The sequence below is a fragment of the Streptomyces olivaceoviridis genome (genome assembly GCF_014650115.1).
GTDB lineage: Bacteria > Actinomycetota > Actinomycetes > Streptomycetales > Streptomycetaceae > Streptomyces > Streptomyces olivaceoviridis.
Genome location: NZ_BMUI01000015.1, coordinates 43,205 through 66,801 on the forward strand (window position 1 = coordinate 43,205; position 23,597 = coordinate 66,801).

Annotated in this window: 20 protein-coding genes and 2 pseudogenes; 13 read left to right on the forward strand and 9 right to left on the reverse strand. The window is 72.6% G+C overall.

Features of this window, described 5'->3' with window-relative positions; genetic code table 11:
- The first annotated feature begins 55 nt into the window (after positions 1-55).
- Positions 56-2,122, forward strand: coding sequence for a SpoIIE family protein phosphatase (locus IE273_RS25935; protein WP_189817584.1), 2,067 nt, complete (start codon positions 56-58; stop codon positions 2,120-2,122).
- 101 nt (positions 2,123-2,223) lie between these two features.
- On the opposite strand, the gene IE273_RS25940 is transcribed toward IE273_RS25935, so the two are convergent.
- A complete protein-coding gene (locus IE273_RS25940; RefSeq protein ID WP_189817585.1) occupies positions 2,224-3,453 on the reverse strand; it encodes an SUKH-4 family immunity protein in 1,230 nt (409 codons plus the stop codon).
- Positions 3,454-3,555: 102 nt separating this feature from the next.
- On the opposite strand from IE273_RS25940, the gene IE273_RS25945 reads away from it, so the two are divergent.
- Positions 3,556-5,853, forward strand: a complete 2,298-nt coding sequence (locus IE273_RS25945; RefSeq protein ID WP_189817586.1) for a hypothetical protein — start codon at positions 3,556-3,558, stop codon at positions 5,851-5,853.
- 124 nt (positions 5,854-5,977) lie between these two features.
- The gene (locus IE273_RS25950; protein ID WP_308437061.1) at positions 5,978-6,322 is read left to right on the forward strand and encodes a maleylpyruvate isomerase N-terminal domain-containing protein; all 345 of its coding nucleotides are present in this window, start codon (positions 5,978-5,980) and stop codon (positions 6,320-6,322) included.
- Positions 6,323-6,605: 283 nt separating this feature from the next.
- On the opposite strand, the gene IE273_RS25955 is transcribed toward IE273_RS25950, so the two are convergent.
- On the reverse strand, positions 6,606-7,478 hold the full coding sequence (locus tag IE273_RS25955) for an SDR family NAD(P)-dependent oxidoreductase (protein ID WP_229887541.1): 873 nt from the start codon (positions 7,476-7,478) through the stop codon (positions 6,606-6,608).
- A gap of 56 nt (positions 7,479-7,534) precedes the next feature.
- Between IE273_RS25955 and IE273_RS25960 the strand changes: the two genes are divergently transcribed.
- On the forward strand, positions 7,535-7,999 hold the full coding sequence (locus IE273_RS25960; RefSeq protein WP_229887542.1) for a MarR family winged helix-turn-helix transcriptional regulator: 465 nt from the start codon (positions 7,535-7,537) through the stop codon (positions 7,997-7,999).
- Positions 8,000-8,094: 95 nt separating this feature from the next.
- Here the strand turns inward: IE273_RS25960 and IE273_RS25965 are convergent.
- The 4 genes and pseudogenes from IE273_RS25965 to IE273_RS45250 form a co-directional block, all read right to left on the reverse strand.
- A pseudogene (locus IE273_RS25965) lies at positions 8,095-8,603 on the reverse strand (MarR family winged helix-turn-helix transcriptional regulator).
- Between the two features lie 245 nt (positions 8,604-8,848).
- Positions 8,849-10,003, reverse strand: coding sequence for an enolase C-terminal domain-like protein (locus IE273_RS25970; RefSeq protein WP_189817714.1), 1,155 nt, complete (start codon positions 10,001-10,003; stop codon positions 8,849-8,851).
- Positions 10,000-10,242 (reverse strand): thiamine pyrophosphate-binding protein, encoded by a 243-nt coding sequence (locus IE273_RS43825; RefSeq protein WP_229887577.1) that lies wholly within the window; start codon positions 10,240-10,242, stop codon positions 10,000-10,002. Before IE273_RS43825 ends, IE273_RS25970 begins: the two co-directional genes overlap by 4 nt.
- Positions 10,243-10,666: 424 nt before the next feature.
- Positions 10,667-11,407, reverse strand: a pseudogene (locus IE273_RS45250) (sigma-70 family RNA polymerase sigma factor); the annotation flags it as partial.
- A 376-nt stretch (positions 11,408-11,783) separates the two neighbouring features.
- Here IE273_RS45250 and IE273_RS43835 point away from each other — a divergent pair.
- The 3 genes from IE273_RS43835 to ctaF are packed head-to-tail and all read left to right on the forward strand — an operon-like array spanning position 11,784 to position 15,180.
- Positions 11,784-13,016, forward strand: a complete 1,233-nt coding sequence (locus IE273_RS43835; protein WP_229887544.1) for a trehalase-like domain-containing protein — start codon at positions 11,784-11,786, stop codon at positions 13,014-13,016.
- A 56-nt stretch (positions 13,017-13,072) separates the two neighbouring features.
- Positions 13,073-14,791, forward strand: a complete 1,719-nt coding sequence (ctaD, locus tag IE273_RS25995; protein ID WP_189817715.1) for an aa3-type cytochrome oxidase subunit I — start codon at positions 13,073-13,075, stop codon at positions 14,789-14,791.
- Positions 14,788-15,180 carry an aa3-type cytochrome oxidase subunit IV gene (gene ctaF, locus IE273_RS26000; protein WP_014669281.1) on the forward strand — a complete coding sequence of 131 codons (393 nt, stop codon included), beginning with the start codon at positions 14,788-14,790 and terminating at the stop codon, positions 15,178-15,180. The genes ctaD and ctaF overlap by 4 nt, the downstream gene beginning before the upstream one ends.
- A gap of 19 nt (positions 15,181-15,199) precedes the next feature.
- On the opposite strand, the gene qcrB is transcribed toward ctaF, so the two are convergent.
- Positions 15,200-16,822 carry a cytochrome bc1 complex cytochrome b subunit gene (gene qcrB, locus IE273_RS26005; RefSeq protein ID WP_189817587.1) on the reverse strand — a complete coding sequence of 541 codons (1,623 nt, stop codon included), beginning with the start codon at positions 16,820-16,822 and terminating at the stop codon, positions 15,200-15,202.
- Positions 16,823-17,044: 222 nt separating this feature from the next.
- Here qcrB and IE273_RS26010 point away from each other — a divergent pair, with 222 nt between their 5' ends.
- A complete protein-coding gene (locus IE273_RS26010) occupies positions 17,045-17,605 on the forward strand; it encodes a hemerythrin domain-containing protein (protein ID WP_189817588.1) in 561 nt (186 codons plus the stop codon).
- A gap of 104 nt (positions 17,606-17,709) precedes the next feature.
- On the opposite strand, the gene IE273_RS26015 is transcribed toward IE273_RS26010, so the two are convergent.
- Complete coding sequence (locus IE273_RS26015; RefSeq protein WP_189817589.1) at positions 17,710-18,645, reverse strand: LysR family transcriptional regulator; 936 nt, start codon at positions 18,643-18,645, stop codon at positions 17,710-17,712.
- A gap of 113 nt (positions 18,646-18,758) precedes the next feature.
- A complete protein-coding gene (locus IE273_RS26020) occupies positions 18,759-19,391 on the reverse strand; it encodes a TetR/AcrR family transcriptional regulator (RefSeq protein ID WP_189817716.1) in 633 nt (210 codons plus the stop codon).
- A 144-nt stretch (positions 19,392-19,535) separates the two neighbouring features.
- Between IE273_RS26020 and IE273_RS26025 the strand changes: the two genes are divergently transcribed.
- The 5 genes from IE273_RS26025 to rox all read left to right on the forward strand — a co-directional run bounded on the left by IE273_RS26025 (position 19,536) and on the right by rox (position 23,589).
- Positions 19,536-20,519, forward strand: a complete 984-nt coding sequence (locus IE273_RS26025) for a phosphotransferase (protein WP_189817590.1) — start codon at positions 19,536-19,538, stop codon at positions 20,517-20,519.
- Between the two features lie 206 nt (positions 20,520-20,725).
- The gene (crcB, locus tag IE273_RS26030; protein WP_189817591.1) at positions 20,726-21,211 is read left to right on the forward strand and encodes a fluoride efflux transporter CrcB; all 486 of its coding nucleotides are present in this window, start codon (positions 20,726-20,728) and stop codon (positions 21,209-21,211) included.
- On the forward strand, positions 21,208-21,564 hold the full coding sequence (locus tag IE273_RS26035) for a DUF190 domain-containing protein (protein WP_189817592.1): 357 nt from the start codon (positions 21,208-21,210) through the stop codon (positions 21,562-21,564). The genes crcB (IE273_RS26030) and IE273_RS26035 overlap by 4 nt, the downstream gene beginning before the upstream one ends.
- Positions 21,561-21,935 carry a fluoride efflux transporter CrcB gene (gene crcB, locus IE273_RS26040; RefSeq protein WP_189817593.1) on the forward strand — a complete coding sequence of 125 codons (375 nt, stop codon included), beginning with the start codon at positions 21,561-21,563 and terminating at the stop codon, positions 21,933-21,935. The genes IE273_RS26035 and crcB (IE273_RS26040) overlap by 4 nt, the downstream gene beginning before the upstream one ends.
- A gap of 214 nt (positions 21,936-22,149) precedes the next feature.
- Complete coding sequence (gene rox / locus IE273_RS26045; RefSeq protein WP_189817594.1) at positions 22,150-23,589, forward strand: rifampin monooxygenase; 1,440 nt, start codon at positions 22,150-22,152, stop codon at positions 23,587-23,589.
- Positions 23,590-23,597: the final 8 nt, after the last annotated feature.

The window sequence follows — 23,597 nt, forward strand, 5'->3', positions numbered from 1 at the left end:
CGGCCGGAGCCGGGGCCTGGGCCGGGCGCCGCCGGCCGGTACAGGAGGCTCAGGGATGACAGCCGAATCCTTCCCGCCCGACGATGATCCGTACGACGCCGAGCCGCCCCGGCGGACCAGCCTGCTGGACGTGCTCAGCGTGGCCGCGCTGGTCCTCGACACCGACGGGCGCATCGTGTTCTGGACCCCGCAGGCCGAGGAGTTGTTCGGCTACTCCGCGGACGAGGCACTCGGCAGACCGGCGGCCCGCCTGATCATCCACCCCGAGCACCTGCAAGCGGTCGTCAAGCTGTTCGCGGACGTCATGGCGACGGGCCGGAGCTGGGCCGGCGCGTTCCCCATCCGGTACAAGGACGGCAGCACGCGCCTGATGGAGTTCCGCAACATGCGGCTGCTCGACGACCTCGGGGACGTCTACGCCCTCGGGCTCGCCGCCGACCACAGCCTGCTCCAGCGCGTCGAGACCGATCTCGCCCTGTGCGAGCGGCTGATCAACCAGTCCCCGATCGGTCTCGCCCTCCTGGATCCCGATCTGCGGTATCTGCTGGTCAACCCGGCGCTGGAGCGGATCGACGGCATCCCCGCCGAGGACCACCTCGGCCGCCGGCTGCGGGAGACCCTGCCCTTCCCCGACGTCGACACCGTCGAGTCCGCGCTGCGTCAGGTGCTCACCACCGGCACCCCGCTGCTCGACCAGTACCACGTGGGCCGGCCCCGCTCCGACCCCGAGCACGAGCACGCCTGGTCCCTGTCCTTCTACCGCCTGGAGGACCCGAGCGGGCGGGTGCTCGGCGCCGCCATATCGGTCGTCGACGTCACCGAACGGCACCGCGCGGCGGCCGAGGCGGACCGGGCCCGGCGCCGGCTGGCCCTGATCGCCCACGCCTCCACCCGCGTCGGCACCAGCCTGGAGGTGGAGCAGACCGCCGCCGAGCTGGCCGAGATAGCCAGCCGCGAACTCGCCGACGTGGTCGCCGTGGACGTACTCGACTCCGCTCTGGCCTGCCGCCGCGTGAGCGAGCCGGCGGGCGGTCCGGAGCTGTTCCGTGCCCTCGCCCTGAGGGCGGCCCACCCCACCGTGGCGCTGTGCGCGGCCGACGCCCCCGGTGACCTCGCCTCCTACGACGGGGACCGACTGGTCACGCTCTGCGTGCACACCGGCCGGCCGGTCCTGGTGCGGCACGTCGGCGAACGCGATCTGCGGCGGATCGCCCGGGACGCGGAGGCCGCCGCACTGCTCGCGCGCTCCGGTGTCCACTCGTACCTCGCCGTGCCGCTGATCGCCCACGGCGAGGTGCTGGGCGCCCTCGACCTCAAACGCACCCGCACCCCGGCCCCGTTCGACGACGACGACGTCGTCCTGGCCGGCGAGCTGGCGAGCCGTGCCGCCGTGGCCATCGACAACGCCCGCTGGTACCAGAGCGTGCGCAACACCGCCCTGACCCTCCAGCGCAGCCTGCTCCCCGACCATCCGCCGCACCACACCGGCCTGCTCGTGGCCTCCCGCTACCAGCCGGCGCAGGCCACCAGCGAGGTGGGCGGCGACTGGTACGACGTCATCCCCCTCACCGGCGACAAGACCGCCCTGGTCGTCGGGGACGTCATGGGCAACGGCATCGACGCCGCCGCCACGATGGGCCGGCTGCGCACCGCCACCTGCGCCTACGCGGACCTGGACCTGGACCCGGACGAGGTGCTCCAGCATCTGGACAAGATCACCTGCGATCTGGAGCACTACATCGTGACGTGTCTCTACGCCGTGTTCGACCCGCACACGCGACAGTGCCGCATGGCCAACGCGGGGCACATGCCGCCCGCGCTGGCCCGCGCCGGCGAGGACCCGAGGCTGCTCGACCTGCCCTCCGGTGTCCCGCTCGGTGTCGGCGGCATCCGGTTCGAGACCGCCACGACCGTGCTGGGGCCCGGCGACCTGCTGGTGCTCTACACCGACGGCCTCGTCGAGACCCGGCAGCACTCGATCGACGACCGGTTGAACACCCTGCTCGGCTTCCTCGACGCGCCCGAGCGGCCCCTGGAGGAGATCTGCGACCTCCTGCTGTACGGCCTGCGGCACCCCGACGACCACGACGACGTGGCCCTGCTCGTGGCCCGCGCCCTGTAGGTGCGGCACCCGGGAGCCGACACGCTGCCCGGTCCGCGCCGGGGTTCGAACACCCGCCACGGAACGGGACCGGGACGCCTGCCGTCAGAGGACGCCTGCCGTCAGAGGACGCCTCCCGCCTCGTCGTGGAAGACCTCCGGCCAGTACCGGTAGTCGTCCGGGGCCGCGGCGGGGGCACAGGCGACCGGGTCGACGGAGGCCAGCACCTCGATCATGGTGTCGGCGAGCTGGTGGTAGAAGTCCTGGGTGAACCCGTGCTCCTTGTCCAGGGCCTGTTCCCGCTGGTGCAGCCAGAGCGTGAAGGCGAGGGTGGAGACGTCGGCGTTGACCGGGACGACGTGGTCGGCGCCGAGCTCGGTGTGGAAGAGGGCACCGGTGCGGCCGTCGATCAGCAGGTCGAAGTCGTGGACCAGCCCGCCGAGCACCACCAGGTGCTTCGCGTCCGGCGGCAGTTGTTCACCCCCGTCCCACAGGTGGGCGTGCCGGGGGTTGCCCTGCGACTCGGCCCAGTCCTCCGGGAGCGTGACCAGCGGTTCGGCCGGGGGGCCGTAGAACATGAAGCCGTCGCGGGGCAGGCCCGCTTCGGTCAGGAAACGGCGGGTCGGAGCGTGGCCGAGGGCCGACGGCACCTGGTCGTCGGTGAGCCGCACCATCCCCTCGGCGCCGAACACCTCGTCCAGCAGGCCTTCCGGCAGCTCCAGGGCCAGCCCCCGCCCGGGACCGGCGCTCAGGCCGAGCGGGCGTATCACCGCGGCGATCCTCCAGAACGCCGGTATCGGCCGGTCCCAGCCGGACCGCGGACCGGCCGGACCCCAGCCGTCCTCACCCCACTCCTCCTCGGCGAACACCGAGGTCAGCAAGTGCTCCGCGTCCCTCACCGCGTCTGGGCCCGTCCTCCCGGCCAGGCCGGCGAACCTGCCGCGCAGCCCCCGGAACTCGTCCACCGCCGCCAGGAAGCGGGCCAGCGCGCCGACCGACGGAGCCAACGGGAACGACTCCGCGCCGCCCGGCGACTCGGCGTGGAGCCACATGCTGAAGACGCGCCCGGTGACAGCGTCGAGGACGACCTCCTCGCCGTCCTCGTCGCCCTCCACGATCAGACGGCCGATCAGCAGCAGTCCGGCGAGGTCCGGATCGAGCTCCGCCGGGTCGCCGCCCAGCACGGCCACATGGTCACGGACCGTCAGCAGCGACGGCTCGGCGAGCGGACGGAAGCTGACCAGACCATGGCCGTCCAGCCGCTCCCCCGGAGCCAGGACGCGGCGGGTCGGTTCATGGACGATCGCCGGATGCGGCGCGTGCCCTGGCATGACGACGCTGGTCTCGGACATGTCTCCCCCGTGTGCTGAGTTCAAGCGACCCCTCCACGATAGGAGCCACCACTGACAACGGTGGCCCCGGTGGAGTGCATATGCCTCTGGCATAATCCCGCCATGTCGAGCCGAGACGCGATCCAGTACGTCCCCGACGCCGGTCTGCTCATGATCCCGGGCGACCCGGCCAAGGACCACACCCCGGGGTTCGCGGTCTTCGGCGACTCCGTCCCCGCCCTGCGCGCGTTCGTCCTGCGCCTGCTGCGGAAGGAGAACGTCAGGCCGGCACCCCGCACAGCGGAGTCCGCCGCTGCCATACCGGTGCGCGTCAGCCTCGTCCCCCGGCCCGACAACGACTACGACACGCGTGCCGTCTCGGTCGCCGCCCCGCCCGAGCACGGCGGGTCCGTTCTCGACCGGCACCTGGGCTACCTCTACGGCAGCGCGCTGGACGTCACCGGTGAGAGCATCCGCAGGCTCACCGAGGAGACCGGCACGCCCGTCGGCTGTCACGGATGGATCGAGCTCCACGACCTGGAGAGCGACAGCCGTTTCGACGACGAGCTCTACGACGACCTCCACGACGAGGACGACGGCGGGAACGGCGAGGACGAGGCCGACGCGGACTGGGAGCCCAGCCGCGACGAGCTGGTGTCGTGGGCGGAGCAGAAGGCCTTCGGGTACGCGGTCGGTTCGGTACGGCTCGTGCTGCCCGAGCGTCAGACCGTACGCGCCCTCGTGGACGCGTACCTGGCGGAGCACCACGCGGAACACCACGCGGACCGGGACGCGGAGCAGGAGACTCCGGCCGGTGTCGAGTGGGGCCTGCGCCGGGCGCTGGCCGAGCGGCTCGCCATCCGGCTGCGGGCCGGTCTGAGCCACCGGGCCGCCGGCGGGGCCTGGGGGCGGGAGACCGAGCGGGACCGCGCGCGGCGGCGCCGGGACGCCGGGGCACGGCCGCTCCTGGAGGCATGGGAGACGTACCGGAACACGGCGCACGGCTTCCGCGGCCTGCGTGCCGTCACCCGTTCCGTCTTCCACCGCACCCGCGTCCTCGTGCTGGACGAGTCCGGGGTGGAGGTCGGGCAGTACCACGAGCCGGACGGCCCCCTCACCCTCGTCGACGAGCGACTGCGCGCCGAGGCGCTCGACGCGCTGCGCGCGCACGGGGTGGACGTGGACGCGCCCGAGGACCCGGCCGCTCTCGGCGGCTTCCCGGACGCGGTGGTCGTCGTGGGCCGGGGCACATGGTCGATCCGGCTCTCGAAGCCGGGGGTGTCACGGGACGCGCTCCCCGAAGCCGGCTGGTTCGACCCGGACTCGGGGACGCTCACCGTGTACGCGGCGCCGCTCGCCGAGGCACTGACGGTGCTGCTGCGCCGGCACGGCGTGCGGCCACTGCTCGTGACCTGGGGCGCGCCGCCCGAGGAGGTGGAGCGGCACAACCTCCGGGCCGCGTTCGCGCCGGGCGCGATCAGCCCGGTCAGCCGCTCCAGCCGGGTGACGGCCGCCGTGCGGCGGCTGGTCCCGGAGCCCCACCGCCGCTGGCTCGACACGAGGCCCGGCGGCGGGACGGCCACCGCGACGGCCGGGAGCCCGCTGCCGCCGCTCGCCGACGACGCGGCGGAGAACCCGTACTACCGGCGTGCCCTGGAGTCGCTGTTCGGGGTCCCCGTGGACCTGACGGGGCGCGGGCCGTGCCGGCTCTGCGGGCGCTCCGCCCAGTCGGCGCGCCCGGGGCTCTTCTACTGCCACGGCTGCTGTGCCCTGGCGGGGAACGGGGTGCTGCGGGACACCGGCGAGGACGGCGCGTGGACGGAGGCGGTCGTGTACGCGCTGCGCCGGCTCGCTCGGATCGAGTTCTCCGGGCCGCCGTCCCTCGCCCAACTCGACCGCATCGGCGTCCCGTTCGACAACCCCGGCCTGGTCGACGAGGCGATGCTCTGCCGTTTCCTGGTGCCGCGCCCCGCCTCCACGCTGCTGAGCGCGCGGCCGGCGCGCCCGGCCCGCACCTGGACGGAGTGGCTGGGGCACGCGGGGCTCCTCACGGACGGGGTCCGTACGTCGATGGGTACGGCGACCAGGGCGACGGACGGGCACCTGTGCCGTTCCCTGTTCGAACGGCACGTGGACGACTTCCTCCACCACTGGGGCGTGGCCCACGAGCCGGAGCCCGCCTACCCGCGCCACCCGGAACTCAACACCACCGGCCTGCGGGCGGACTGGCGCCTGGCGGACGGCACGTTCGTCGAGGCGCTGGGTCTGCTGACGAGGGAGGCGTACGCGGCGAAGGTCGCCCGCAAGCGGGAGCTGGCCCGCCACCACGGCCTGCGTCTGGTCACGGTCACGGCCGAGGACCTCGACCGTCTCCCGGAGGTCTTCGCGGCCTGGCTCCCGAAGAGCCCGGCCGCCGGTTGACGGCCCGCGCCGGGTGCGAATTCGCTGTCCGGTGGCGGCCCAGGCACGGCGCCCCACGCCGAGGTGCCGCACCGGATCGGACAGCGTCCGGTCGGGGCAGGTCGGCACCTGCACGTCGAGGCTGGTGTGGTGGTCCGCGTCGACGCGGCAGCTCCGGGACGCCCTGCCGGAGGCCGGGCCGGACCGCGGCTGCTGGACGTGGTGGGCCGGGTCGCAGTCGCCGCAGACCTGCGGTGCCGTCGCCCGGCACCAGCTCTACGAGACCGCGCCGCACACCTACGACGCCCGGATCGCCCCGGGCGCCCCGGGGCCGCTGCCGGACGGGGTGGCACTCGACGGTGTCGACGAGTCCCTGTCCGCCTGCTGCGCGACGACGGCCCCTGGCCGCACGAGCCCGCCACCGTCGAGTGCCACGCCGCCGAGGGCCGCTCCCGGCGCCTGGCGCTCTCCGCCGGGGCACGGCCCATGAGCTGCTCCTCGCCCTGTACGGCCGCGTTCCGGTGGACTCCCTGAAGCTCGACGGCGACCGCCGCCTCTTCGACCTCCTCCTGGCCCGGGACCCGGACGAGCAGGACGGGTCGCGTACCGAGGCGGTCCGCTCAGGTCGGCCAGGTGCGGGGCCACGTCGTCACCGAGCCGCAGCCGGCGTCCAGGACCCGATGGCCGGCCACCTCCCCGGCGAGGGCCGGTGGGTCCCGGCTGGCCGCTCGCCGGGGGACCCGGCGCCCCGGCACGGGCGGCGCGCAGAGGGGCTACGCGGCACCCGTCCCGGCGAGCAACGACTCCGTTTCCGTCCACAGTCGCCCTTGGACGTCCTCACCACGGCCGGGCTCGGGAGACCGCAACGGCTTGGCGTCGCGCACGGAGAAGTAGCCGCCGGTGGTGTGCGCGAACGCCGGATCGGTCGCCAGGCGGACGATGATCCCCGCGCCCCTGCGCGGATCGCCGACCTTGAGGACGTCCAGGACGCGCCGGAACGCGGCGGAGCCGGGCAGGTCGCGGCCGAGACCGGTGGCGTTGAAGCCCGGGTCGCAGCAGTTCACCGTGACCTTCGTGGCGTCCAGGCGCCGGGCCAGTTCCCGGGTCCACATGATGGTCATGAGCTTGGTCCGGCCGTACAGGGCCATCGACGCGCGCCGTGTGTAGGGGGCGGTGTCCCGCAGGTCCGTGGCCGGTGCGATGCTCCCGGCCCGCCGGGCGGCCTCGGAGGCGACGTTCACGATCCGCGCCGGAGCGGACGCCAGGAGCGTGTTCGTCAGCGTCTGGGTCAGGGCGAACGGGCCGAGGTAGTTGACGGCGGTCATCTCCGCCAGCCCCTCGGCCGTGACGCGCTGGGAGAACGCGTGCAGGCCCGCGTTGTTGACCAGTACGTCCAGCCGCGCGTACCGCGCGGCGATCTCCCGGCCCGCCCTGCGGGCCTGTGCGACGACCCCGAGGTCCGCGAGGAAGACGTCGGCCCGCGCGGCACCGCCGGTCACTTCCCCCAGTTCGGCGAGCAGGGCTTCGGCCCTGCCCGGGGACCGCGCCACGATGCCGAGGTCGTAGCCGCGGCGGGCGAGCTCCAGGGCGGCGATCCGGCCCAGCCCGGAGGTCGCGCCGGTGATCACAGCGACGGGACGAGTCACCGTTCCTCCATTCATGAGGTACCTCATCAATTATGTGTGGGACGATACCCGACGTCATGAGCAAGCACGAAACGACGCCGCCCACCAGCCCCGACCCCGCGGACGTGGGCCTGCGGTTCCTGACCGTCGCCCACCAGGTCCGGACGGCGGTCGATCAGCACATGGCCGCGGCCGGCCTGTCCCTGGCCCGCACCAAGCTGCTACGGCTCCTCGCCCGGCGCGGCGCTCTCCACCAAGCCGAACTCGCCGAGGCGCTCGGCCAGGCGCCCCGCTCCGTCACCCAGGCCGTCGAAGCCCTCGAACGCCTGCGGCTGGTCACCCGGACCCCCGATCCCGTGGACCGCCGGCGCAAGACCGTCACGCTGACCGAGCAGGGCCACGCTGCCCTCGCCGCCGGCGAGCAGGCGGGCACCCGGATACTCCAGCGCATCTTCGGCGCCCTCGACACCCGTCAGCTCACACACCTGGAACAACTCCTCACGGACGCCGACGAAGCCACCCGGCACAGCGCCACACCCTGACCGAGGTGGAAGAAGGCGCCCCGGTCCATGTGCGCGATTCCGGCTGCGGCCCCCGTGGTCCTGCCGCTGAAGACCCGGCACCACTGACGCCGGACTCACGTCGACCAGCCGAGTGGTGGCAGGTGTGCGCCGCCGGAGGCAGGAGGCTCTCCGCCTGCCTCGTTGAAGGCGTCGAGGGCCTCGACGAGTGCCAGACGCTGGGTCGGCCGCAGTCGCCGGACGATCGCCTGGATCTCGGCCCGGCGTCGGGCGGTGACCGACTCGACGGTCCGCCGGCCCTCCTCGGTGAGCGTCAGCAGCGTCTCTCCCGGCGGTCGTCCGGGTTGGGCTGCCGTTCGGCGAGCCCGGCCGCGATGACGCGGTCCGCCATCCGCATCGCGGTGGAGGGCGTGACCCGTAGCGACTCGGCCAAGGCGACCAGCTTGACGGCACCACGACCGGACATCACGACGAGCATGCGGAACTGCGGCAGCGTGACCCGTTCCTCGACCTCGGCGAGGGAGCGGGCGGAGACCGCCATCAGCACGCGGGACGCCGTGAGCACCGCCCGGGTGACCGCATCGACGTCATCGGCTTCCCCGGCCGGAGTCTCAGGCTGCGCCATACGTCCTTTGTACCGTGTGTACCGTGCATCCGTGCCCCGCCGCCGAGGCGCCGTGGGGCAGGCGGAGCAGTGTGCCGCCTCGCCTCATCGCCGTACCCCGCGGGCGACTGCCGCGGTCGCCGCCCTGGAGGTTCCGCACCTCCGGGCCCATCAGTTGGACGCGTCCTGGGCATACAGGCCCAGGACGCGGTGTCGAAGCGCACCTCGCCCTCGACGGCCTTGTGCAGCGCCCGTTCCAGGGCTGTTCAGGTCGTCCGTGGTCCGTAGACGCGGTAGTCCTCGGCGTCGGGCCACTTGACCTCCAGGCCGAGGCCGGGCCGCGAGGTGTCCGGGCGCAGGGCGCCGCCGTCGGGCGACAGCGTGCCGTCGAACAGCAGGCGTTCGAGCCGCACGTGGTCGTGGAAGTACTCCAGGTGCCGCAGCCGGCGCACGGCGCAGAACGCGTGGGCGGAGACGGCCGGCGCGCAGTGGGCGGACAGGTCCAGGTGGTGGGCCGCCGCGAGGCCGGCCACTTCCAGGACACCGGTGATGCCTCCGCAGCGGGTGACATCGGCCTGGAGGCAGTCCACGGCGGGGCCTTCGACGAGATTGACGAAGTCCTGTGTGGTGTAGGCGTATTCGCCGGCCGCGATCTCCAGCCGGGCGGGGCCCCGCTCGCGCAGCGTGCGCAGGCCGTCCAGGTCGGCGGATCTGACGGGCTCCTCGAACCAGCGCACGTCCCACTCCTCGTGGAACCGACGGGCCCAGTACAGCGCCTGCTTGCGGCCCAGCGCCCCGTTGGCGTCGGTGAAGACCTCCGGCTCGTCGCCGACGGCCTCGCGGACCGCCGCGAGGCGTCGCGGGTCGCCTTCGGGGTCCCGGGAGGTCTTCAGCTTCACGCGCGGGACGCCCTGCTCCACCCACCCGGTGAGCTGGTCGGTGAGGCGGTCCAGGGAGTAGTTCGTGAAGCCGCCGCTGCCGTACACCGGCACCCGGTCGTGGTACGCCGGGAGCAGCCGGACCAGCGGCAGGCCGAGGAGCCGGGCCTTGAGGTCCCACAGCGCCACGTCCACCGCGGAGACCGCCATGGCGCCGACGCCGGGGCGGCCGGCGTTGCGGATCTGACGCCCCATCAACTCCCACAGGGCCGCGGGTGCGGTGACGGCCTGTCCCTTGATCAGCGGCGCGAGCTTGGAGTCGGCGAACGAGGCGACCGACACGTCCCCGTAGGTGTAACCGAGTCCCGTGCGACCGCCGGCGTGCACCCGGACCAGGACCATGGTGGTGGAGTCCCATTCCAGGGTGCCGTCCTGTTCCTTGCCGTCCGGGCCGTCGGTCGGCACCTCGAAGGCGTGCACGTCCACCGCGTCGATCCGGCAGTCCGCCGGGCCCGCCCCGGCACCGGTCCGGGCGCCGCTCATGCGTGCCGTCCCGGCAGGCGCTCGGCGTACTCGGTGAGCTTCTGCCGTACGCCCTCGGCGGCGATGCCGGCCCGCTCCGGGTCGCTCTCCTCGTGCCGCGTCCGGATGAACTCCGGTTCCCCCTTGGCCCGGTCGAAGGCACCGAGCAACCCGTTGATCCCGTCGCCGCGATGGCCGTACACCCGCTCGATCCCCCATTCCCGCAAGCGTCGCGGTACGTAGTCGGCCACCAGCGTCATGACGTGCTCCCTCGGATCCGCACCCGTGACATCCGCATGAGGTGACCGGAGGCGGCACCGCGTAAACGATGGGCCGTCCGGCTCCCCTGCCCGGTCGACGCGGTGCGCGTCCGAGTGACGCTGCCGGGCCCGGGCCACGAGAGGCACCCCGGCCGCGGCGGACGGGCTCCTGCCTCCCGGGGCCCCTTCCACGTGACCGAGAGGCCGCGCCCCGCTGCCCCCGACCGCGTACGTCCTCGCGGGCGGGGTGCGTGCCCCGGACACGGCCGTGGCCGCCACCCCGCGCGGGCACGTGCCCGGCACCCTCCGCCGCTGCCTCTAGGCCGGCGCGGCCCCCGGCGGGGCGTGAAGGATCGAGATGCCCGAGCATCTCCCGCAGTTCACCCAGGCACCGGGTGATCAGCCGGGACACATGCATCTGCGAGATGCCCACCACGGCCGCGATCTGCTGCTGCGTCAGGTCGTGGAAGAAGCGCAGCACCAGGATGCGGCGCTCCCGCTCCGGGAACCGCCTCAGCGCACCCACGAGCTCCACGCGCTCGGCGGCGGTCTCGATCCGGGCGTCCCGGCCGCCGAGCACCTCACCGAACGCGGGCAGCGCCCCCTCCCGTCCCTCCAACGGCGCGTCGAGCGAGCGGGGCCGTGCCGCGCCCTGGGCGCGGACGGCCTCGGCCACCGCGTCCTCGGACAGACCACAGGCCCGGGCGATCTCCCCGAGCGTGGGCGGGCGACCGCCCCCCGTCTGTTCGAGCTCCCGCCGCACGCGCCGCACCTGCTGCCTGGTCTCCTGCACGGCCCGGGGCAGCCGCACGAGTCCGGCCCGGTCCCTGAAGTGGCGTTTCAGCTCCCCGGTGATCGTCGGCACCGCGTAGGCCAGAAAAGGGTGTCCGTGGGCGGGGTCGTAGCCGTCGACGGCCTTCACCAGGCCCACGCAGGCCACCTGGAAGAGGTCGTCCTGCTCCTCGACGCCGACGCCGCGGTACTTGGCGGCGATCCGGCGAGCCACGGGGATGAGGGTACGGACGGCTCGCTCCCGGGCCGCGTCCCGCTCGCGCCCCGGCGGGTGCCTGCTGATCCGTCCGACGACCTCGTCGATCCGCAGGGACGTGAGCGCGCCGTCGGTCTTGTGCTTCCCCGGCGGGCGGAGGGTGGTCAGGGCGTTCATGTGAGCCTCTGAGCTGGAGGGGCCTGCTGGGCTGCACCATGGGTTTCCCGATTCCTTTGGCCTATGCAAAGATCACCCGCTCGACGAGGAGTTCGGGTGGACCCGCGGGTGGAGCGGATGATTCCGGTTTGGGGTGCCGAACGGGGCCACATTCGGCGACCCCGCTCGCCGCTGCGTTGGTCATGCTCCCGGGCGTGTGTCCTCACCGACCGGGTCACACCGACCCGGCCGATCGGCCCCAGCACGGTCCTGGGGTCCGTCGCGACGGCCCCCGCGGCGGCGGCCCTGGACAGCCGGCCGGGCAGGAGCCGCCCCACGATTGACGCCACCGGCGCGCGGATGACCAGCCGCGTTCCACCCCTTGGAGGCCACCGTGATGAACGGCGACACGTGGTCGCGTGTGCTCGACGGCCTACGCCTCATGCTGCTGTCCGGCCTGCTGCTCGCCGGCGTCGGCGTGATCGGCCGACTCATCGGGTGGGTGGCCCTGACCGCCACCCTCGGCCCGACCGCCCACCTGCTGCCGGCCCACCCGGAATCGGTGACCGCGCGACTGCGCAGCGCGGTGACCGGCCGCGCCCTGGCCATCGCCGCGGCCCTGGCGTCCTTGGCGGTCTTCGGCCCCTGGAGCCACCCGTCCGTCGCCGAGCGGCACCAGGACACCGTCGGACAGATCGGCGCCCAGGCACTCGCGGTCGGCCTCACCCTCTTCCTGCTCCACCTGTGCGACGCCCACCGCCCCCCGGCCGCCGCCACCTCACTGCTGATCACCTCGGGTATGTGCCGGCCCGGACCTCCGCTGTACGGCCTGCTCGCCGGTCTCGGCCTGGTGCCGGCCGTCGCCCCGCTGCGCACCGCGGCGACACCCCGCCCCGCCGGGGTGGCGACGGCTGACACCCCGGCAACACGGCACCGGGCGATGAGCCCGGCGGTTTCCGGTCACGGCGGCCGGGAAAACCCCCATGCCATGAATGAGCGAGCCGGCAAGCGGGCGGAGCCGGCGGACGGGGTCTGCCCGCCGTGGGTACTGCGGGAGTACGGGCTTCTCGCCGACGGCGAACGCGGCGCCGTGGTGGGCCCGGAGGGACGGATCGTCTGGCTGTGTGCGCCACGCTGGCACAGCGACGCGGTGTTCTCCGCCCTGATCGGGGGCAACGGGTACTTCGGCGTCGAACCGGTGGACCGCTGGCACGTGTGGGGCGGCTACTACGAGGACGGCACGCTGATCCGGGTCAGCCGCCGGGTGACCGCCGACTCCGTGATCGAGTGCCGCGACGCGCTGGCGATGCCGGCCTCGGTGGACCGGCTCGTACTGCTGCGCCGGACGCGCGTCGAACGGGGGGGGAGGCCGTGCCGCGGCTCACCCTCGACGCGCGGCCCGGCTTCGGCGCGGGCCGGGTGCGCGACCCCCGTCTGGAGGACGGTGTGTGGACCGCGGACGCCGACGGTCTGCGGCTGCGGCTCGCCGGCGCCCACGAGGGCGCGTGGAAGCCCGAGACCGGGCTGCGCGGCGAGTTCCGGCTGCGCGAGGGCGAGCGCCACGACCTCGTCCTGGAGCACGGCGTGGTCGGTGAGGCGGACATGTTTACCGACGGAGCGGGGTGGCTAACCCGCTCGGGTTCGTCACGGATGCCGACTCATCGGCACACCGCCTGGAGGGCGCACATGTCGAAGACGCACCCGGGGCTGGGGCGGGAAGAGGACACCTCCCGCAGCCCCCGCGTGCACACGGGTGACAGGATCAGGGACTACCTGACGACCACCGACCACAAGAAGATCGGCAATCTCTACCTCGTCACGTCGTTCGGCTTCTTCCTCGTCGCCGGTCTGATGGCGATGCTGATGCGCGCCGAACTGGCCCGGCCGGGACTTCAGGTCGTCTCCGCGCAGCAGTACAACCAGCTGTTCACGATCCACGGCACGATCATGATGCTGCTCTTCGCGACGCCCACCTTCACCGGCTTCGCGAACGCCGTCATGCCCCTCCAGATCGGGGCACCCGACGTGGCTTTCCCCCGGCTCAACGCCCTGACCTACTGGCTGTTCCTCTTCGGGGGCCTCACGGTTCTGTCCGGATTCCTGATCGGCGACGGTCCCGCCGACTTCGGCTGGTTCGCCTACTCCCCGCTGAACGACGGGGTGCACAGTCCCGGCCACGGCGGTGACGTGTGGGCGATGGGGCTCGTGCTCTCCGGTGTGAGCACCACGCTCGGGGGCGTCAATTTCATCGCGACGATCGTCTGTCTGCGCTGTCCGGGCATGACCATGTTCCGGATGCCGATCTTCACCTGGAACGTGCTGTTCACCTCGATCCTCGTCCTGCTCGCCTTTCCTCCGTTCGCGGCCCTCCTGCTGGCCCTGATGGCCGACCGGCAGTACGGCGCGCACATCTTCGACTCGGCCACCGGCGGCGCCCTGCTGTGGCAGCACCTCTTCTGGTGGTTCGGCCATCCGGAGGTGTACATCGTGGCGCTGCCGTTCTTCGGCGTCGTGACGGAGATCCTCCCGGTGTTCAGCCGCAAGCCGGTGTTCGGCTACGTCGGCATGGTCGGAGCGACCATCGCGATCACCATGTTGTCGGCCTCCGTATGGGCCCACCACATGTTCGCCACGGGTGCGGTGCTCCTGCCGTTCTTCTCCTTCATGTCCTTCCTCATCGCCGTGCCCACCGGCGTGAAGTTCTTCAACTGGATCGGAACCATGTGGAGCGGCAGTCTCTCCTTCGAGACACCCATGCTCTGGGCACTCGGTTTCCTCGTCACCTTCCTCCTCGGGGGACTCAGCGGTGTCCTCATCGCCTCACCCGCTCTGGACTTCCATCTGACCGACACCTATTTCATCGTCGCCCACCTGCACTACGTCCTGTTCGGAACGATCGTCTTCGCCATGTTCGGCGGCTTCTACTTCTGGTGGCCCAAGCTGACGGGCCGCATGCTGGACGAGCGCATCGGCAAAATCCACTTCTGGACCCTGTTCGTGGGCTTCCAGACCACGTTCCTCGTCCAGCACTGGCTGGGAGAGGGCGGGATGCCGCGGCGCTACGCCGACTACCTGGCCGCCGACGGGTTCACCGCCCTGAACACCGTGTCGTCGATCGGTGCCTTCCTGCTCGGGCTCTCCACCCTTCCGTTCCTCTACAACGTCTGGAAGACCGCCCGGTACGCGCCGAAGGTGGGCATGGACGATCCCTGGGGATACGGCCGGTCACTCGAATGGGCCACCTCCTGTCCCCCGCCCCGGCACAACTTCACGGCGCTGCCCCGGGTCCGGTCCGACTCACCGGCGTTCGACCTGCACCACCCGGAGTTCAAGGAGCAACTGCCCCGGCAGGCGCACGGAGCCGTGGAGGCGACCCCCGACCCGGAAGGGAAACAGAGCGAATGAAGTCCGAGGCGTACCTCTTCGCCGGCGTGGCCGTCTTCTTCCTGGTCACCGACGTCGCCTACATCTGGTTCGCACGGGAGCCCGTCGGTATCGCGGCGCTGGGCGTCTCCTTCCTCATGGCGTCGGTGATCGCGTTCTTCTCGATGGTCAACCACCGGCGCAAGGGCTCTCGTCCCGAGGACCGTTCCGACGCGGAGATCCAGGAGCGCGGTGGCCGCATCGACTTCTTCCCCCCGCACAGCCGGCACCCGGTCGTGACCGCCGCCGGCGCCACGCTGGTCGCCAACGGGATCGTCTACGGAGACTGGCTGATCCTGATGGGCCTCGGCGTCCTCGGGCTCGGGATCTTCGGCCTGGTCTTCCAGTACGGCGGACGCGAGAGCGAGTGAGGCGGGGGGCAGCGGGGACTCAGCCCGTCCCCTGCTCGTCCCCGACGCCGCCCGCCACCGGATCGGCGATGCGGGAGCTGACCTGGAGGCGTTCCTCCGCGGTGGCCGGCATGTCGACCCGGTCGCCGTAGTACCAGGAGCTGAAGGACGCCTGGATCCTGCTCCGCCACGGCGCCCGCCGCCCCGGGTGCTTCAGCGGCTGCGGGATGTCTCGCACCAGCAGCTTGTAGCGCTGCTCCGGACCCACGGGCTCATGCTGCTCGCTGATCCCGCCCGCCAGGTCCTGATACACCTCGCCGGTCTCCTCGCCCTCTTCCAGCAGTTGCCGGTCATGCCGTTGCAGGGCCAGGCAGACACGCTTGGTGACCAGGAAGGAAAGGACCGGCAGAACGAACAGCGCGACCCGGAAGATCCACGTCAGTACGTTGACGGGGACGCCGAACCAGACGGTCAGCACGTCGTTGCCCCCGGCCATGAGCAGCACCGCGTACCAGGCGATGCCCGCCACCCCGAGCCCGGTCCGGGTCGGCCGGTCCCGCGGCCGGTCGCACAGATGGTGCTCCACCATGTCACCGGTCACCCAGCGCTCGAAGAACGGGTACATGTAGAGCAGCACGAACAGCAGGGCCGGCAGCACGACAGCGGGCAGCAGGACGTTCCACATGACCGTGTGCCCGGCGACGTTCCACTCGACGCCGGGCATCAGCCGAAGGGCTCCTTCGAGGAACCCGACGTACCAGTCGGGCTGGGCGTCGGTGGAGACCTGGTCGGGCACGTAGGGGCCGAAGAGCCAGACGGGGTTGATCTGCGCGAGGCCGCCCAGAAGCGCCGTGACGCCGGCGACCATCAGCGACAGCCCGGCCGACTTGGCGGTGAACGAGGGGAACATCGGCTGGCCGACGACGTTCCGGTTGGTCTTCCCGCGGCCGGCCCACTGCGTGTGCTTCAGATACACCACCAGGATCAGGTGCACGGTGATGAGCGCGAGCAGCGCACCGGGGACGAACAGGACGTGGACGATGTACAGACGCCGGTCGATCGCGGTACCGGGGAAGGGGCCGTCCCACAGGAGGAAGCTCAGGTAGGTTCCGACGACCGGGATCGACAGGACGATGGAGTTGGCGGTGCGCAGACCCGTACCGGACAGCAGGTCGTCCGGCAGCGAGTAGCCGCAGAAACCCTCCAGCAAGGACAGCAGGAACAGGGTCACGCCGATGCTCCAGTTCAGCTCCCGGGGCCTGCGGAAGGCACCGGTGAAGAAGACCCTCAGCATGTGGACCCCGATGGCCGCCACGAAGACGAGCGCCGACCAGTGGTGCATCTGACGGATCAGCAGACCGCCGCGCACGTCGAAGCTGATGTGGAGGGTCGACTCGTACGCCTTCGAGACGAGCAGCCCCCGCAAGGGCTCATAGGAGCCGCTGTACGGCACCTCGGCGAGACTGGGGTCGAAGTAGAGCGTCAGGTAGCTCCCCGTCAGCACCAGGACGACGAAGCTGTAGAGCGCGATCTCCCCCAGCAGGAACGACCAGTGATCGGGGAAGGCCTTGCGCAGCAGCCGGGCGGACAGTTCCGACACGGGCGACCGCCGGTCGGTCGCGACGTAGGCCCGGAACCCCGCCTGCCGTACCCATCCCCTCATCCTCTCCCTGCGCCGCCGTAGTAGCACGCCCGACCACTCCTCTTCCGCCCTGCCCTCGTGTGCGCCGCACGGCCTGACGGCTCGCACGACGGGCGCCCGGATACCCGAAGGCCGCGTTCCTCAACCAGCCCGCCCTCGTGCCGGAATGAAACGGCGGCGTGGCGGGCATCCAGGACCGGCATCCGCCGGTGACCACCGGTGCCTCACCTTCAGGGAGCTCGTGTGGGGAGTGACAGCGGCATCATCGAACAGCTCACGGCGGACCACCGCGCGATCCAGGACCTTCTCGACCGGGTGCGGTCCGCTCCGCCCGGCAGTGACGAGCGCGCGTCACTCGTGGCACAGGTCGGCGGCCGTCTGGTGAGCCATCTGGTGGCGGAGAAGGAGTGCCTGTACCCGCTGGTGCGCCGTTACGTCGTGGGCGGGGACCAGGGGGTGGACGAGCTGCTCGCCGTCGACGAGGACATCCAGCGGACACTGAAGTCCCTCGGGGCCGTCCCGGCACACGGCGAAGAGTACGTGCGTCACTTGCTGGGCCTCGTCTCGTGCGTCACCGAGCACGTGGTGGGGCTGGAACAGCGGTTGTTCCCCCGGCTCCAGGCCGTGGGCCCCGCCGACGCCCTGCGCGACGCGGGCGCCGGGACACGTCGCACGCAAGCCGTCGGACCCACCCGGCCGCGCCCTGGCGCGCCCGACTCGCCGGCCCTCACCAGGCTCACCTCCGCCGTCCTGGGCCCCTGGGACCGGCTGCGCGACCGGCTGGGACGCCGCGGCCTTCCGTGACCCCGCGGTCTCGAGGACACCCCTCCCACTCCGGCCGCGCCCGCCACTCGTCGTGGGACGAACGCTGACCGAAACCCCGGCACAGACCTGAGGGCGCCCCCTCCTCAGGGCGGCGGCGGAGCCGGTGCGTCCGCGTCGAGGGCCGCCGCGCGGAGGGCGGCTGCCACGCGGGTGACCGGGTCCGTCGGCGGATGGGGCAGCCGGGCCAGGAGCACGCGCCGCTGTTCCTGGGGCCCGCCGCGGACCGGGAGGACGCGGACACCCGGTGGCGCGGCGGCGGCGAGGGCGGCCGGCACGGTGGTCAGCCCGCAGCCCGCGGCCACGAGGTGGAGCTTGGCCAGCCAGTCGCGCGCGGTGTGGGCGATCTCCGGCCGCTCGTCCAGGCCCGGCCACACGCCCATCAGCTGGTCCTCGCCCGAGGAGGACCCCGCGATCCAGCGTTGCCCGCGCAGGTCGGCCACGTCGACGAAGTCGCCGCGGGCCAGCGGATGGCCGGCGGGCACCGCCAGACACAGCGCGCGTTCGGTGAGGGTCCGCACGACGAGCGGGGGCGACTCGGCGTCCGGCGGCCGGAACGGCGGCGCGGACGCGAGCAGGGCCAGGTCGAGGCTGCCGGCCCGCAGGGCGCGTACCAGCGCCGGGGTGCTGCCCTCCCGGCCGACGACCCGGAGGCCGGGATCGGTGCGGCGCAGTGCCGTGAGGGCGCGCGGCAGCAGGACGGCGCCGGCGCTCGGGAACCAGCCCAGGCGGACCGTCCCGGCCTGCCCGGGCAGGCCCGACAGCTCCCTGGCGGTCGCGTCGATCTCGTCCAGCACGACCGTCGCCCGGCGCATGACGACACGGCCGGCCGCGGTGAGCCGTACGCCCTCGCGCCGCCGTTCCACCAGCTCGGCGCCCGCCGCCCGTTCCAGTGCGGCGATCTGCCGTGACACCGCGGACTGGGTGTAGCCCAGCGACGCCGCGGCGGCGGTGAAGGTCCCCCGCTCGGCGACCGCCCGCAAGACGCGCAGCGCGGTGAGTGACACATCCGTGAAGTCCATGATGGTTCCGCATGCTAGCCGTGTATGACTTTCGCCGGACTCATGGACACGGCGCTCCGACCCATGGCTACGGCGGTCCGACTCACGGCCACGGCGTTCACGGCGTGGCGGTGTCAGGTCCCGGGGCGGACCGCCGGAACGCCGCCGGTGCGCAGCAGGGTCAATGTCGTGTCGAGCGCCGCTTCCAGGTGCCCGATGGCGCCGGTGGACATCAGGATGGTCACGCCGCCCTGCACCGCGGCGACGAGTGCGGCCGCCGTCCGGTCGGCGTCCAGCCTGCGGTCGACCTCGCCGCTGTCCTGCATGTGCCGGATGCCGGTGCGCAGGGCGGACTGCCACTGGCTGATCAACTGGCCCGTGAGTGCCTGTGCGGCCGGGGTGGTGCGGCCCAGCTCGGTGATCAGCACGCCGAGCGGACAGTTGACGCCCTGCTGCTCGTACCGCCGTACGACCGCGTCGCGCCACGCCTGCCAGGCCGCCCACGTGGTCAGGTCGCCGAGGTGCGGTTCCTGGTCCTCCAGGACGCGTTCGGCCTCGCGGCCGGCCACCGCCAGCAGCAACTCCTCCTTTCCGCCCGGGAAGTAGTGGAAGATCTGGCTCTTGCTGGTCCCGGTGCGGGCCCGGATGTCGTCGAGTGTCGTTCCGGCGGCGCCCCGCTCGCGGATCTCCTCGGCCGCGCCCTCCACGATGCGGCGCCGGGTGGCCATGCCCTTGGGCGTCAGCCGCGGTGCGGTCCCGTCATGCATGCTCACGTGCCCTCCTCCACTCCCCGCTCTGGACTTGCGGGTCCATTTTATGCGAGGGGGCGTAGCGCCGCCTTCTTCGGGCACCGCCCTGTCAACCCTCCCGTAGGGTGCCCGGGTTGGCGTGACGGAGAGGCGGGCGGGGACATGGCACCCAGGGCAGTGACGCGGGAGCGGTTGGCGGGTGCGGCACGGGCCGCGCTGGGTGGCGGGCGACGGCTGGAGGCGGTCGAGCGGGTCGCGGGCGGCAGCAAGAAGGGCGTGTACCGGCTGGTGATGGACGACGCGTCGACGGCGGTCGCCTATGTGTGGGACGACGACGAGAACTACTGGCCGGCGGCCCCGGGCGACGACGACCTCACCGACCCGTTCTCACCCGGTCTCGGACTGGACCTGTTCGAGGCCGCCCACGCGCGGCTGGACGCGCTCGGCGTCCGTGTCCCGGCGATCCGCCTGGTCGAGCGGGCCGGCGTCCACGGCCCGTCCGATCTCGCGGTCGTGGAGGACGTCCGGGGGGAGAACCTGCGGGACCTCGTCGCGCGCGACCCACGCGCCGCCGCCCCGGTCCTGGACCGGCTCGGGGAGGCGCTGGAGGCGATGCGGCGCCACCGTGCCCCCGGTTACGGCAAAGTGGCCGTGGTCGACGGCTCAGGGGCGTCACGCGGGACGTCGTGCGAGGGGGTCGTCCTCGACCGCGCGCTGCGGGACCTCGCGGAGGCCGCCTCACGGGATCCGCGGATCGGCGCGGCCCGCGTCCGACTGGAGGAGCGGCTGCGGGACCTGGCGGGCGCGGTGCGGCCCCGCGAGCGGTACGCGGTCGTGCACGGCGAGCTGGGACCCGACCACGTGCTGGTCGACGCGGACGGCCGTCCCGTGCTGATCGACATCGAGGGCACGATGTACTTCGACGTCGAATGGGAGCACGTCTTCCTGCGGATCCGCCTGGGCGACGCGTACGGTCCGCTGGCGGTGGCCGGCCTGGACGAGGACCGGCTCGCGCTCTACCTGCTGGCGCAGCGGCTCTCGCTGACGGCGGGGCCGCTGCGGCTGCTCGACGGGGAATTCCCCGACCGGGCGGCGATGGCGGGCATCGCCGAGCACAACCTGCGAGCGGCGCTCGACCTGTGCTGACCCCCCGACGCCGCTCCAGGGCAGCCGGCGCGACGGTGGTCGGTGCCCCCGGTTACCCTGGTCACCAGCGGCGGCCGGACCAGGCGGTCGCGCGGCGGTGGGGCTCGCCGCACCCCGAACCGCGGCATCGACGCCGCCGACAGTCCCTGCTTGTGAGCGCCCGCGCCCGCATGCCGGGCGGCCGCACGAGTAGGAGACGCGCGTCCATGACAGCTCCCCGCGACCAGATCACGGAGCCCACGGTTTCCGGTGTCGGTCCGTCCGCGCCCACGTGGCGCCGCGGACTCGCCGACGGGCAGGCGCCCGTGATCACGGTGGTGGCGGCCGGTGGCGCGCTGGGGGCCGTGGCCCGCTACGGCGCCTCCCTGCTGTGGCCGACCTCCCCAGGCTCCTTCCCCTGGACCACCCTCGTGGTGAACGCGACCGGCTGCGCGGTGATCGGGGTCTTCATGGTCGTCATCACGGACGTGTGGGCCGCGCACCGGCTGGTACGCCCCTTCTTCGGCACCGGCGTCCTGGGCGGCTTCACCACCTTCTCCACCTACAGCGTCGACATCCAGCAGCTCGTGCAGAGCGGTCACGCCCGCACCGGCCTGGCCTACCTGGCCGCCACCCTGCTCGCCGCGCTCGCGGCCGTGTGGCTCGCGGCAGCGGCGACCCGCCGCCTGATCTCGTGCAGGAGGACGAAGTGACCCGGTTGCACGGCTCCGCGCTACGCCTGACCATCTTCGTCGGCGAGGGCGACACCTTCCGTCACAAGCCGCTCTACGGCGAGATCATCCACCGCGCCCACAAGGCCGGGCTGGCCGGCGCGAGCGCGTTCAAGGGCATCGAGGGCTACGGCGCCTCCTCCCTGATCCACACCAGCCGCCTGCTGTCGCTCAGCGAGGACCTGCCCGTGGCGATCGTCATCGTGGACGACGCGGCCCGGGTCCGCGCCTTCCTGCCCCAACTGGACGACCTGGTCACGGAGGGGCTGGTGATCCTCGACGAGTGCGAGGTCATCCGCTACGTCGGACGTCACGGGGAGAAGCGGGCGAAGTGAACTGGCTCCTCGTCATCGCCGGTGCCGTGGTCGGAGCGCCGCTGCGGTACCTGACCGACCGCACCGTGCAGGCCCGGCACGACACCGTCCTGCCCTGGGGCACCTTCGTCGTGAACGTGACCGGCTGCCTGGTCCTGGGGCTGCTGTCCGGCGCCGTCACCTACGGCGCCGCCTCTCACTCGGTGCAACTGCTGGTCGGCACCGGGTTCTGCGGAGCGCTGTCCACCTACTCGACCTTCTCCTACGAGACGCTGCGGCTGGCCGAGGCCGGCGCCAGGTTCTTCGCCGCCGCCAACGTGGTCGCCAGCGTGGTCACCGGCCTCGGCGCCGCGTTCATCGGCACCGCCGTCGCCCAGGCGATGTGGGCCTGAACGCGACGGGCGGACGGGGCGGTCAGGTCAGAGCCGCACATGACCCCGCGCACATGGCCCGGCAGACACGACCCGGCACACATGACAAAGGCAAGGAGATCACCCACTCCTTGCCACTCTCAACATATAGCGCACAGGGGGCCTTGCGGCAAGGCCCCGGTGGTGTTGCAGAATCTCCGGCCTCGACCAGAACCTGCGGAAATGGGGGGCCTTGATGATCGACGTGCTCGTGGTCGGCGGCGGACCGACCGGCTTGATGCTGGCCTGCGAACTGCGGCTGCACGGCGTACACGTGGTGGTGCTGGAGAAGTTGACCGAGCCGACCCGGGAGTCCCGCGGGCGCGGCCTGCACGCGCGCAGCGTGGAGATCATGGACCAGCGCGGCCTGCTCGACCGGTTCCTGGCGGCCGGTGAGAAGTTCCGCGTCGGCGGGCTCTTCGGCGGTGTCATGAAGCCGTGGCCGGAACGGCTGGACACGGCTCATCCGTACGGCCTCGCCATCTCGCAGCAGGCCACCGAACGGCTGCTGAACGAGCGTGCCCTGGAAGCCGGTGCCGAGATCCGGCGCGGCCACGAGGTGGTCGGGCTGAGCCAGGACGCGGACGGGGTGACGGCCGAACTGGCCGACGGCACGCGGCTGCGCTCGCGGTACCTCGTCGGGTGCGACGGCGGTCGCAGTACGGTGCGCAAGCTGCTCGGCGTCGGCTTCCCCGGTGAGCCCTCCAGGATCGAGACGCTGCTGGGTGACATGGAGGTGACCGAGGATCCGGCCACGATCGCCGCCGTCGTCGCGGAGGTCCGCAAGACCCAGCTCCGGTTCGGCGCCATTCCCGACGTGGACGGGAACAAGGGGCTGTACCGCATCGGCGTCCCCGCCGACGGGGTGGCCGAAGACCGTACGACCGCGCCGACCCTGGAGGAGTTCACGGCACGGCTGCGGGCGGTCGCGGGCACCGACTTCGGGGCGCACTCCCCGCGTTGGCTGTCCCGGTTCGGTGACGCCACCCGGCAGGCCGAGCGCTACCGGGTCTGCCGGGTGCTGCTGGCCGGCGACGCGGCGCACATCCACCCGCCGACCGGCGGGCAGGGGCTCAACCTCGGCGTCCAGGACGCGTTCAACCTGGGCTGGAAGCTGGCCGCCGAGGTGGCCGGCTGGGCGCCGGAGGGCCTGCTGGACAGCTACCACGCCGAACGGCATCCGGTGGGCGCCGCCGTACTGGACAACACCCGTGCGCAGATGACGCTGCTGGGGACCGATCCGGGTGCGACCGCGCTGCGGGAACTGTTCGGCAGGCTCATGGACTTCGAGGAGGTGAACCGGTACGTCACCGGGATCATCACCGCGGTCGACGTCCGCTACGACCTCGGAGAGGGGCACGACCTGCTCGGCCGGCGTCTGCGGGACGTCCAGCTGAAGCGGGGCCGCCTCTACGGGCTGACGCACGGCGGCCGTGGACTGCTGCTCGACCGGACCGGCCGGCTCTCGGCGGCGGGCTGGACGGACCGGGTCGACCATGTCGCCGACGTCAGCGAGGAACTGGAGGTGCCCGCGGTACTGCTGCGACCGGACGGCCATGTGGCCTGGATCGGCGAGGACCAGCGGGAGCTGCACGACCACCTGTCCCGGTGGTTCGGCGCGGCCGTGGGGCAGTGAGCGGGCGG